Genomic DNA, 11,096 nt, shown 5'->3' on the forward strand with positions numbered 1-11,096 from the left:
ATCTTGCGCGACCGGGCGACCCCTACAGCTCGCCGTCTTCGGCGACCGCTTCCGCCAGCGGCGTCATCAAGTGGCCCAGCTTGGCCTCTTTGGTATTAAGGTAGCTGTTGTTGAACGCGTTGCGGTTGACCAGCAGCGGCACCCGTTCGGCCACCTCGATGCCGAGTTTTTCCAGCGCGTCGATCTTGCGCGGGTTGTTCGTCATCAGGCGCAGGCGGGTGATGCCGAACTGGGCGAACATCGGCTGGCACAGCGTGTAATTGCGGGCGTCGGCGTGGAAACCGAGCTGCAGGTTCGCTTCCACCGTGTCGACGCCGGCTTCCTGCAGGCGGTAGGCGCGCATTTTGTTGACCAGGCCGATGCCGCGCCCTTCCTGGCGCAGGTACAGCAAAATGCCGCGACCCTCGGCGGCGATCTTGCGCAGCGCTCCTTCGAGCTGGGCGCCGCAATCGCAGCGCTGCGAAAACAGCACGTCGCCGGTCAGGCATTCGGAATGCACGCGGGCCAGCACCGGTTCGCCGTCGCCGATGTCGCCGAGCGTCATGGCCAGGTGTTCCTTGCCGGTGGCGTGTTCGACAAAGGCGTGCAACGTGAACTGGGCCCACGGCGTCGGCAGGGCGCACGACGTGGCGTAGTCCAGCAATTCTTCATTGGCGGTGACGGGCATGGCGGAGTTCTCGAGTCTATTTCTGTAGCCGCAAGTGTAGCGGAAAACAGTCCTGCCCGTAGACGGCAAGGCTGTCCACAGGCAATTCAAGCGACTGTAAAGCTCAATATGGCAAGTCGAACACCAGCACTTCGGCATTCTCGGCCTGGCCCAGCACGATCACCGCCTCGGCGCTGAGCTTGAGCGCATCGCCGCCGGCCAGGACCAGGCCGTTGACGGTGACTTGTCCGCGGATCACGTGGACATAGCCGGTGCGGCCAGGCGCGAGCCTGTGTTCGAGATGGTCGTGCGGCCCCAGGAGGGCGGCGTAGAGGGCGGCGTCCTGGTGGATCAGCACCGAATCTTCACGGCCATCGTTCGACGCCACCAGCCGCAGCCGGCCCTGTTTCGTCTGCGGGGTGAAATGCTTTTCTTCGTAGCTGGGGGCGATGCCGGTCACGTTCGGTTGAATCCAGATTTGCAGGAAGTGCACCGGCTCCGTCTTCGAGCCATTGAATTCGCTGTGCCGCACGCTCGAACCGGCGCTCATGCGCTGGACGTCGCCGTAATGCAGCACCGAGCCGGTGCCGATGCTGTCCTTGTGCTCAAGCGCGCCTTCCAGCACGTAGGAGATGATTTCCATGTCGCGGTGGCTGTGGCTGCCAAAGCCCTGGCCGGGGGCTACCCGGTCTTCATTAATGACAAGCAGCGGTCCGAAGCCGGTATGGTTGCGGTCGACGTAGTCGCCGAACGAGAACGTATGCTTCGATTGCAGCCAACCGTGGTCGGCATTGCCGCGGTCTTCGCTTTTTCGAACCTGTAACATGAGTTGCTCCATTTCTCGTCTATCGACGTGCAATAATTTCGATGTAGTCTGCTGCCGCGCTTCTCGAAAAAGCCGATGTGCGCCGCACCAATGGAACGAGTATAGGCGGGAACTCGACAATTAAAAAACGGATAGTGTTGGGTCCTATGATCGAAAATTTCGAACGCTCATGGCCAAGCGCGCAGGCTGGTTTTCATCGCCGTTACTAACTGGCAAATTTGTACGGGCGACAAGGCATGCACAGTGTCATTACAATCTTGGCTTGAATCAATATTTTCAGGTTAATATAGTCGTTAACTGTGTAGATTTGGCAAGTAACAAATGACTTTTTCGAATCCTCTTCCCCTGGTGTTTTTTCGCGTTTTGGCCGAGCGCGGCGGCAAGCCAGCCGGCTTGCTGCTCGACCTTGGCTTTGACGCCGACGCTGCCGGTGTGTTGCCACTGTTCGGCAGTGAAGCTTTCGCCGGCCTGTCCGCCAGCCTGGCCTGCTTTTATCAATCGCAGCTTGACCCCGCGCTGGGGGCGGCCTTGCAGGACACCGGCTGGCAGCCGCTCGCTGGCGGATCGGTGTGCCGGATCGACGACCGCCTGGCCATCGAGCTGCTGGCGCCGGAGGTAGCCTGGGTCGACGGCGACTGGTGCATGGCGCCGCCGCCGAAGTCTTCCAGCGCCCAGGCCGCGTCCCGCGTCCATGCGCTACAGATGGTGCAACTGGTCGCCGCCGACGCCGACACCCACGAAATCGAAGCGCTGCTGCGGCGCGACCCGACGCTGTCGTACAACCTGCTGCGGCTGGTTAATTCGCTTGGCGTCGGCAGCGGCCGGCGCATCACCAGCTTCGCACAGGCGCTGCTGATGCTCGGGCGTCAGCAACTGCGCCGCTGGCTCAACCTGATGCTGTTCGCCGCGCGCCAAGACGACGTCCGCTCGGCCATGCTGCTCTCGCGCGTCGCGCTGCGCGCCCGCGCGCTCGAGCTGCTCGCCAAGTCGGGCGGACTGGACAAGAACACCCAGGAACAAGGCTTCATGACCGGCATGTTCTCGCTGCTCGGCGTGTTGTTCGGCATGCCGCTGGGCGAATTGTTGGCGCCGCTGGCGCTGGGCGAAGCGGTGCATGCCGCGCTGCTGCGGCGCGAAGGCGAGCTTGGCGCGCTGCTGGCGCTGTTCGAAACGGCCGAGCGCGGCGACCTGGAGGGCGTGGCCGCCCGGCTCGACGCCTTGCAGATCCCGCGCCAAGAATTCAACGACGCGATGGTCGACGCTGCGATCTGGATGCAGGCGGCACTGCGCGAAATCTCGGGCCAGCCGAATGCTTGAGTCCAAGCTCGACGGCTGCCTGGCCCTGGTGCGCGCGGCGCGCGCGCAGGCGGGCGCCGCGCTCGAGCAGACCTTGAGCGCGCTGGAAGCGGCGATCATCGACATCGGGCCCGTGCAGCAAGCGGTCGTCGCGCTCGACCTGGCCGGCTACCTGACCGGCTGGAACCGCGGCGCCGAAGCGCTGTTCGGTTACACCGAGGCCGAAGCGCTCGGCCGGCACGCACTGTTTTTGGACGCTGAAGACGCCGACGAGGACGGCATGGTCGAATTGCTCATGCAGCAGGGCGGTGCGCCGGTCGAAGTACGGCGGCGCAAACAAAGCGGTGAAGTGATCCGTGTCGCGATGGCGCTGTCGATGATCCACGACGACGACGGCGAGGCGGCCGGCATGCTGGTGCAGTTATCGCCGCTGGCCGACCCGCTCAGCGCCGAGGACAAGGTGCGCCTGCATGGCCGCATCATCGAAGACAGCGACCAGGGCGTCCTGATCACCGACGCCTTCGAGCGGATTGTCTCGATCAACGGCGCATTTACCCGCATCACCGGCTATACCCCGGCCGAATCGATCGGCCAGACGCCCGACCTGCTGCGCTCGGGCGTGCACGACGCCGAACTGTATGCCAAGGTGCGCGCCGCGATGCAGGGCCATGGTCCGTGGCGCGGCGAGATCGTCGGCAAGCGCAAGAACGGCGAGCTGTTTCCGCAGTCGGTGACGATCAGCGTGGTGCGCGATGCGCGTGGCGACATCACTCACACCTTTTCGCTGTTTTCCGACATCAGCGTGCACAAGGATGCCGAAGCGCGCATGCAGCGCATGGCCAACTACGACAGCCTGACCGGGCTACCGAACCGCAGCCTGTTCAGCCACCTGGTCGACCAGATGCTCAGTGAAGCGCGGCGCGCGCGCGAATACGGCGCGCTGATGGTGATCGAAGTGGACCGCATCGGCGTCGTCAGCGACACGCTCGGCCACGACATCGCCAGCGAACTGCTGTGCGAGATCGGGCGCCGCTTTCGCGCTGCGCTGCGCGACGCCGACATCCTGGCGCGCATCGATGGCAGCAAGTTCGCCGTCGCGCTGCCCAAGATCGAAAAGCGCGAGCACGCCGGCATCGTCGCCCGCAAGCTGCTCGCCACACTGGCGCAGCCAGTACTGATCGACGCCCACAGCCTGCGCGTCGGCGCCCACATCGGCATTGCCGTCTACCTGGAGGACAGCACCGACACCGCCTCGCTGCTGCGCTTCGCCGACGTCGCCATGGCCAAGGTGCAGCGGGACGCCGACGAAACGTTCCTGTTCTACAGCGCAGAGATGGACCAGCGCGCCAAGGACCACTTGCGGCTCGAGACGGAATTGCGCGCCGCGCTGGCCGGCGGCCAGCTCGAGCTGCACTACCAGCCGAAGGTCAGTTTGCGCAGCGGGCGCATCGTCGGCGCCGAAGCGCTGATCCGCTGGCGCCACCCCGAGCGCGGCATGATTTCGCCCAACGACTTCATCCCGCTGGCCGAGGAAACCGGCCTCATTTTCGAGGTCGGCAACTGGGTGCTGGAAGAAGCCTGCCGCCAGATCCGCGCATGGAAGGATTGCGGCCTGGCGATGCCGCCGGTGGCGGTGAACATGTCGGCACGCCAGTTCGACCGGCGCCTGCCGGCGCGCATCCAGGACGTGCTCGAGCGGCACGGCGTGCAGCCCGAGCAGATCATGCTCGAGATCACCGAAAGCCTGCTGGTGGGCGGCTTTGACAACGTTATCGCCATCATGAACGAGCTCGTGGCGATGGGACTGGCGCTGGCGCTGGACGACTTCGGCACCGGCTACTCCAGCCTCGCCTACCTGAAAAAATTCCCGATCAGTACGCTCAAGATCGACCGCTCGTTCGTCATCGGCTTGCCGGATGAAGAAAACGACTGCGCCATCGCGCGCGCCATCGTTACCATGGCGCAGCAGCTGCGCCAGGAGATCGTGGCCGAAGGCGTCGAAACGGCCGAGCAGATGGCCTTCCTGCGCGACCTCGGCTGCGACCAGCTGCAAGGCTGGCTGTTCAGCCCCGCCGTCCCCGCCGTCGATTTTGCCCTCATGCTGCGCAACGGCAAACGGCTAACGGTCGCCCGCGCCAACCAGGCTTGATCGCGGTGACTTAGCGGCGCAGCGGGTCGAGCAGGCCGCGCAGGGCGTTGTGATCGAGTTCGTACATCAGCGCCAGCAGTTCACCGAGCTCGCCGCGCGGGAACCCTTCGCGCGCAAACCAGCCTAAGTAATGACCCGGCAGGTCAGCGAGCTTGCGGCCTTTGTGTTTTCCATACGGCATTTCGCGCGTCAGCAGCAGTTGCAGGTGTTCGGGTTTCATGGGGATCACTTTAGCACGTAGGTGTTCACATTTCAGCCGAAGGAAAGCGAATGGATAAGCGATTCAACCTCGAGCGCTTCGTCGAAGCACAAGCGGCGGTCTATTCCACCGTCGTCAAGGAACTCAAGTCCGGCCGCAAGGCCAGCCACTGGATGTGGTTCATCTTTCCGCAACTTGCCGGCCTCGGGCGCAGCGCGACGGCGCGCGAGTTCGCCATCGCGTCTGCCGACGAGGCCGCCGCCTACCTGGCCCATCCGCTGCTCGGCGCGCGCCTGCGCGAATGCGGCGCGCTGGCGCTGGCGATCGACGGCAAGGAGGTGGCCGAGATCTTCGCGCCGCCCGACGACCTCAAACTCCATTCGTCGATGACGCTGTTCGCCGAAATCGCACCGGATGAGGAGGTATTCCAGGATTGCATCAACAAGTTTTTCGACGGCGAGCCGGACCAGGCGACCGTCGCTCTGCTGTAAACGCCGACCTAAGCGGGCTGCGCCGCATGCTATATTGGCCCCACCATGACCAACATCGCGCGGCTCCGTGATTTCGTACGCTGCTTCACCCGCCAGGCCGACCAGGCGGAGCAGCGCATCTTCGTCGACGGCCGCGCCTTGCTGGCCGAACTGATCGCGCACGACGACTGGCTGCTGCCGCAGTTTGCCGCCAGTTCCCCGCAACGCTATCAGCAGTACCTGCTGCACTGCGATCGGCTCGAGCGTTTTTCGGTGGCCCGCTTGGTCTGGGGCCCGGCCAGTCGACGCCGCTGCACGACCATATGTCGTTGCCCCGTGCTTTGCGTATAATCCGGAAATTGCTTGACACCCACATCCACACCTCTTCAGAGAACAACATTATGGCTTCATCCCCCGATAACATCAGCATGGCGGTGTTCTGCGATTTCGAAAACGTCGCCCTCGGCGTGCGCGACGCGAACTACGAAAAATTCGACATCAAGCTGGTTCTCGAACGGCTCCTGCTCAAGGGCAGCATCGTCGTCAAGAAGGCGTACTGCGACTGGGAGCGCTACAAGGGCTTCAAGGCCACCATGCACGAAGCGAACTTCGAACTGATCGAAATTCCCCACGTCCGCCAGTCCGGCAAGAACTCGGCCGACATCCGGCTGGTCGTCGATGCACTCGACCTGTGCTACACCAAATCGCACGTCAACACCTTTGTCATCATCTCGGGCGATTCGGACTTTTCGCCGCTGGTGTCGAAGCTGCGCGAAAATAATAAGCAGGTGATCGGCGTCGGCGTCAAGCAGTCGACTTCGGACCTGCTGGTGGCGGGCTGCGACGAATTTATTTTTTACGATGACCTGGTGCGCGAAGTCAAGCGCGCCGCCGCCAAGCGCGACGAGCGCAAGGCGCAGCCAACCGCCCAGCCGAAGCGCGCGCTCGACGAAAACAATAAGGAAAACAACAAGGAAAGCAACAAGCGCAAGGAAGAACTCGAAGCGCGCAAGTCGCAGGCGATCGAGATGGTGGTCGAAATGTTCGACGCCCTCGTCTCCGAGCGCGGCGACAGCGGCAAGATCTGGGCTTCGCTGCTGAAGGACACGCTCAAGCGCCGCCGTCCCGATTTCAACGAAACGTATTTCGGCTTTCGCACCTTCGGCAACCTGCTCGAGGAAGCGCAGGCGCGCGGCATGCTTGAATTCGGTCGCGACGAGAAATCGGGCGCCTATGTCTATCGCAGCGAGCGCAACGAGCGCAACGAGCGCAACGAGCGCAACGAACGCAGCGAACGCAGCGAGCGCAACGAACGCAGCGAGCGCAACGAACGCAACGAACGTCCCGCGTCGTCGCTGAGCGCGCAGGTCGAGCAGATGGCCAGCGCCGCCGCCGCCATCACCTACGATGCGGACGCCGACCCGGAGCAATTCGAAGAAGCGGCCGAGGAGGCGTTTGAAGAGGCGGCAGCAACGCCGGAACCACGTGGCCGTGGCCGCGGTCGCGGACGGGGAGGGCGCAGCGACTTCCGCACGCCGGTTGGCGAAGTGGTGAGCGATACCGCGGCCGAAGTCGAGCAGGCGCCGCAGGCTGCACAGGAAAGCGCGCCGCAAGCGGCTGAAACGCTCGACGTTGCCGAAGCATCCCCCGCCCAGATCGAGCCGCGTCGCCGCGGCCGTGCTGGACGGACCGATTTCCGCACCCCGGTGGCAGTGGAACCGGCATCGGCGCAGGAAGATGCGCCAGCGCTCATGCCGGCCGAGCCGGCGCAAGAAACGGCGGCGTGGAACGACGAGTCGCCCTTCCCGCCGCCGCCGGCCGCCGAAAAGGGCCGCAACCCGCGCGGCGGGCGCAAGGGCGCCGCCGCGAAGGCGGGCGCTGGCAATGGCTCGGCCGATACGGCGCCGGCGTCAGTGAGCCCGATGCCGGCCGAGCCGACGTTCGACAAGGCGAGCCTGGACGAGGAAGCCGATGCCGCAGCCGATGCAGCGGCCAGCGCAGCGGCCAATGCAGTGCCCGGTCCCGCGCCCGCGGCCAAGGCCGCGCGCAAGCCGGCCGCCCGCAGCCGCCGTCCGGCCAAGCCGAAGGCGGCGCCTGAGAACGGCTGATTGTTGCCGCGCGGGAGCGTGCAGCGGACTGCGTGAACCCGGCTCGAAATCAGTGCAAACTGCTTGCGTCCTGGCTTGTCTAATAATATAGGGACATGCCAAATCTGATGTGAAGGAGTACGCCATGCGTTCGTTTGCCGGGGTAATGGTGTCGCTTGCACTGGTTTTCCACGCGGCGCAAGCAAAGCCGCCGCTCGCTGCCAATCACCCGATCGTCGGCGTCTGGCGCCTAGCCGTCGGCGACGGCCGTTGCGCGGAAACCTACCGCTTCCGCGGCGATGGCACCAGCCTCGTCACCAGTGCGCGCGAGGTCTCGGAAAGCGAGTTCGACATTCCCTCCATCCCCAGCGAAAAGGGCTTCTACAAGCTTGAAGACACCATCACCAAGGACAACGGCAAGCAGGCTTGTTCAGGCGAGGTGATGATGGTGGGCACAAGGGCGACCAATTTCCTGCGCTTTCATCCGTCCGGCGAAATTTTTTTGATGTGCGCGACCGAATCGATGGAAACGTGCGTCGGGCCGTTCGAGCGGGTGCGGGGGGAGGGGATTTGAGGGTTGTGCGGCGCTGAGAAAATGGGGTCGCCGCGTGCATTTCCCGTCGGCCTTGCATAGCCGACACAACAGCCGCACTGGCCCCCTATCTTGCCGGCCTTACTTTTTTGTAACCGGCTTGAAGCGGCCAAGGTGCGCTGCTGCTGGTGTTCAAACGGATCGGCGTGATCCTGAAACTGGCCAGCTATACCTATGGCCCCCTGCTTGGCTTGTTCGCTTTCGGCATCCCGACCGGGCGCGCACTGAACGACTGCCTGGTGCCAGTGGTGACCATCGGCGCGCTGCTTGAGTTTTATCAGGAATTTTTGTTGGGGCGCTCTCGCCTGGGACTTGAACTATTGATGGTCAATGGCATATCGGTGTTTGCCGGCTTGTGGGCTATTTCCCACTCGCAAAAACTTGATGTGGTGGTCGCGCCGGCATGACGAATTGACCACAGCACACTGTTTTTCGCTTACAGTGTGCACAGGTCCCATGCAAGTCTCATGCAAGTCCTATTAACGATCCTTGACCATACCGCCGGAGTACCGATGCCTTTCAAACCCCTGTCTTCCCTGCGCCGCGGCGCCGGCATGTTCTGGCGCGCCCTCGACGCCACCCGCCGCACCATCCTCAACCTGCTGTTTCTCGCTTTCCTGATCATCGTGCTGTGGGCGATCTTCGGCGGCGGCGTCAAGCCTTTGGTGCAGAAAACAGCACTGGTGCTCGACCTGAAGGGCGCGCTGGTCGAGCAGTCGACCGGCAGCGTGCGCGATGCGCTGATGGCCAACGTCAGCGGCGACGTCAAGCGAACGGTGCAATTGCGCGACGTCCTGACCGCGCTCGACGCCGCCGCGCTTGACGCCAACATCGGCAGCGTCGTGCTGCTGCTCGATGACATGGACGGCGCCGGCATGGCGATGCTCAATGAAGTCGGCCTCGCCGTCGATCGGGTCAAGGCGGCCGGCAAACCGGTCATTGCCTGGGGCGACAGTTACGACCAGCGCCAGTACCTGCTGGCCTCGCACGCCAGCGAAGTCTACATGCACCCGATGGGCATGGTGAACATCAAGGGCTTCGGGCGCCACCGCAATTACTACCGCGATGCGCTCGACAAGATCGGCGTTACCGTCAACCTGATGAAGGTCGGCACCTACAAGAGCTTCGCCGAGCCGTTCATCAACAACGGCCCGTCGGAGGCGTCGACCGAGGCCGACGCCTACCTCTACAACGCGCTGTGGGGCACGTACACCGCCGAAGTGGAAAAAAACCGCAAGCTGCCGGCAGGTGCCGTGATGACGATGATTAACGACCTGCCGAAGCTGATGGAAGAGCTCAAAGGCGACAGCGGCAAGCTGTCGCTGTCGGCCAAGCTGGTCGATGGCCTCGTCACACGCGACGAACTGCGCGCGATGATGATCAAGCGCGGCGCCCTCGACGTCGAAGAAAAATCGTTCCGCCAGATCGGCTTTGGCGAATACCTTGTCCGCCACCGGCCGAAGGTGTTCGGCGACGCCGTCGGCGTCATCGTCGCCTCCGGCGAAATCACCGACGGCATGGCCAGCCCCGGGTCGATCGGCGGCAAGTCGACTTCCAACATGATCCGCCGCGCGCGCGAAGACGATCAGATCAAGGCGGTCGTGCTGCGCGTCGATTCGCCCGGCGGCAGCGCGTTCGGCTCGGAGCTGATCCGGCGCGAACTCGAACTGACGCGCGCTGCCGGCAAGCCGGTGGTGGTCTCGATGGGCAACGTCGCCGCGTCAGGCGGCTACTGGATCTCGATGGCGGCCGACGAAGTGATCGCCGATCCATCGACCATCACCGGTTCCATCGGCGTGTTCGCCATCCTGCCGACCGCCGACAAGGTCGTCGACAAGCTGGGCATCCACACCGCCGGCGTGACCACCACCTGGCTGGCCGACGCCTACAATCCGCTGCGCCCGCTCGACCCGCGCTTCGGCCAGCTGGTTCAAAGCAGCATCAACCACATCTACAGCGAGTTCACCATCAAGGCGGCGGCAGCGCGCAAGACCACGCCGGCGAAGATCGACGAAGTCGGCCAGGGCCGCGTCTGGACCGGCGCCCAGGCCAAGGAACGCGGCCTGGTCGACCGTCTCGGCTCCTACCGCGATGCGCTGGCCTCGGCCGCCACCCGCGCCAAGCTGCCGGCCGGCTACCGGGTGGCCTACATCGAACGCGACAATACGCGCATCGAACAACTACTCGGCATGCTGGGCGTGTCGAGCGCGCAGGCATTGACGCTGCAGGTAAAGCTGGGACTGATGCCGTCGGGCCTGCCGTCGGGCCTGCCGGCGGCCGCCGTCGCCGAGGTCACGCGCGAACTGGGCTGGCTGTCGGAGCTGACCGACGGGCGCAAGCCGTACGCTGCGGTCACCCACTGCATGTGCTCGATGCCTTAGTTGACCAAGTTGTAGCGAGTTTGTAACGTCGTGTAGCCTCGCTGCACGGCAACCAGAAAAACGGCGTGTCCCCAGGGCGCGCCGTTTTTTTATTGGCTGTTTTTTCACCGAGCGGTCCGTATTTTGACCCGTATGCAGGCTATTTTTGTGATGGCTTGTGTTTGGTGCGAAACAAAGAGAATCCGCTCGCCATGGTAAAGTTTTTCTGTATGTTGTTATGTTTTTGCTCAAGGAAAACCATGGATCGCCCGCCTGTCATTACCACCAAGTCACTTCCGCCGTCACGCAGCCGGCGCGGCCGGGTCATCGGCAGCGTCATCGCCGTGGCCGCGATGGCGGCCCTGGGCTACCTGGCCTGGCACCTGACGCATCCTGCCGCGGGCGGCGCCGGCAACGTTACCGGCGCGGCGCGCGCGGGTGCGCAGGGCGGCGGCGGGCGCCCCGGCGGTG

At 64.0% G+C, this 11,096-nt stretch carries 11 protein-coding genes and 1 pseudogene; 9 read left to right on the forward strand and 3 right to left on the reverse strand.

Translation table 11 applies throughout. From position 1 onward, the window contains the following. Positions 1 to 22: 22 nt before the first annotated feature. Positions 23 to 667 (reverse strand): GTP cyclohydrolase II, encoded by a 645-nt coding sequence (ribA, locus tag CR103_RS16885; protein WP_099917111.1) that lies wholly within the window; start codon positions 665 to 667, stop codon positions 23 to 25. Positions 668 to 770: 103 nt separating this feature from the next. Next, a complete protein-coding gene (locus tag CR103_RS16890) occupies positions 771 to 1,472 on the reverse strand; it encodes a pirin family protein (protein WP_099917122.1) in 702 nt (233 codons plus the stop codon). Between the two features lie 321 nt (positions 1,473 to 1,793). Between CR103_RS16890 and CR103_RS16895 the strand changes: the two genes are divergently transcribed. Both CR103_RS16895 and CR103_RS16900 read left to right on the forward strand, forming a co-directional pair. Then, positions 1,794 to 2,789, forward strand: a complete 996-nt coding sequence (locus CR103_RS16895) for an EAL and HDOD domain-containing protein (protein ID WP_099917112.1) — start codon at positions 1,794 to 1,796, stop codon at positions 2,787 to 2,789. Beyond that, positions 2,782 to 4,917 carry a putative bifunctional diguanylate cyclase/phosphodiesterase gene (locus CR103_RS16900; protein WP_099917113.1) on the forward strand — a complete coding sequence of 712 codons (2,136 nt, stop codon included), beginning with the start codon at positions 2,782 to 2,784 and terminating at the stop codon, positions 4,915 to 4,917. Before CR103_RS16895 ends, CR103_RS16900 begins: the two co-directional genes overlap by 8 nt. Before the next feature lie 10 nt (positions 4,918 to 4,927). On the opposite strand, the gene CR103_RS16905 is transcribed toward CR103_RS16900, so the two are convergent. Then, positions 4,928 to 5,137: a DUF3820 family protein gene (locus tag CR103_RS16905; RefSeq protein WP_099917114.1), complete on the reverse strand. Its 210-nt coding sequence runs from the start codon at positions 5,135 to 5,137 to the stop codon at positions 4,928 to 4,930. 50 nt (positions 5,138 to 5,187) lie between these two features. Between CR103_RS16905 and CR103_RS16910 the strand changes: the two genes are divergently transcribed. The 7 genes and pseudogenes from CR103_RS16910 to CR103_RS16940 form a co-directional block, all read left to right on the forward strand. Continuing rightward, complete coding sequence (locus CR103_RS16910; RefSeq protein WP_099917115.1) at positions 5,188 to 5,607, forward strand: DUF1810 domain-containing protein; 420 nt, start codon at positions 5,188 to 5,190, stop codon at positions 5,605 to 5,607. A 45-nt stretch (positions 5,608 to 5,652) separates the two neighbouring features. Then, positions 5,653 to 5,937 carry a hypothetical protein gene (locus tag CR103_RS24010; protein WP_099917116.1) on the forward strand — a complete coding sequence of 95 codons (285 nt, stop codon included), beginning with the start codon at positions 5,653 to 5,655 and terminating at the stop codon, positions 5,935 to 5,937. A gap of 50 nt (positions 5,938 to 5,987) precedes the next feature. Continuing rightward, complete coding sequence (locus CR103_RS16920) at positions 5,988 to 7,694, forward strand: NYN domain-containing protein (protein ID WP_099917117.1); 1,707 nt, start codon at positions 5,988 to 5,990, stop codon at positions 7,692 to 7,694. A gap of 124 nt (positions 7,695 to 7,818) precedes the next feature. Then, entirely contained in the window at positions 7,819 to 8,247 is a 429-nt protein-coding gene (locus CR103_RS16925; protein WP_229443321.1) for a hypothetical protein, read from the forward strand. A 146-nt stretch (positions 8,248 to 8,393) separates the two neighbouring features. Beyond that, entirely contained in the window at positions 8,394 to 8,672 is a 279-nt protein-coding gene (locus CR103_RS16930) for a hypothetical protein (RefSeq protein ID WP_229443330.1), read from the forward strand. A 105-nt stretch (positions 8,673 to 8,777) separates the two neighbouring features. Then, positions 8,778 to 10,646, forward strand: a complete 1,869-nt coding sequence (gene sppA, locus CR103_RS16935; RefSeq protein WP_099917119.1) for a signal peptide peptidase SppA — start codon at positions 8,778 to 8,780, stop codon at positions 10,644 to 10,646. 239 nt (positions 10,647 to 10,885) lie between these two features. Continuing rightward, positions 10,886 to 11,096: pseudogene (locus tag CR103_RS16940) on the forward strand (efflux transporter periplasmic adaptor subunit); the annotation flags it as partial.

Origin of the sequence: Massilia psychrophila (assembly GCF_002760665.1) — a bacterium.
In the GTDB taxonomy this organism is placed as follows: Bacteria; Pseudomonadota; Gammaproteobacteria; order Burkholderiales; family Burkholderiaceae_D; genus JAFCUW01.

Bases quoted from the DNA above. Each gene is read 5' to 3' on its own strand.
- ribA (WP_099917111.1), bottom strand. From the start codon at position 667: ATGCCCGTCACCGCCAATGAAGAATTGCTGGACTACGCCACGTCGTGC.
- CR103_RS16890 (WP_099917122.1), bottom strand. From the start codon at position 1,472: ATGTTACAGGTTCGAAAAAGCGAAGACCGCGGCAATGCCGACCACGGT.
- CR103_RS16895 (WP_099917112.1), top strand. From the start codon at position 1,794: ATGACTTTTTCGAATCCTCTTCCCCTGGTGTTTTTTCGCGTTTTGGCC.
- CR103_RS16900 (WP_099917113.1), top strand. From the start codon at position 2,782: ATGCTTGAGTCCAAGCTCGACGGCTGCCTGGCCCTGGTGCGCGCGGCG.
- CR103_RS16905 (WP_099917114.1), bottom strand. From the start codon at position 5,137: ATGAAACCCGAACACCTGCAACTGCTGCTGACGCGCGAAATGCCGTAT.
- CR103_RS16910 (WP_099917115.1), top strand. From the start codon at position 5,188: ATGGATAAGCGATTCAACCTCGAGCGCTTCGTCGAAGCACAAGCGGCG.
- CR103_RS24010 (WP_099917116.1), top strand. From the start codon at position 5,653: ATGACCAACATCGCGCGGCTCCGTGATTTCGTACGCTGCTTCACCCGC.
- CR103_RS16920 (WP_099917117.1), top strand. From the start codon at position 5,988: ATGGCTTCATCCCCCGATAACATCAGCATGGCGGTGTTCTGCGATTTC.
- CR103_RS16925 (WP_229443321.1), top strand. From the start codon at position 7,819: ATGCGTTCGTTTGCCGGGGTAATGGTGTCGCTTGCACTGGTTTTCCAC.
- sppA (WP_099917119.1), top strand. From the start codon at position 8,778: ATGCCTTTCAAACCCCTGTCTTCCCTGCGCCGCGGCGCCGGCATGTTC.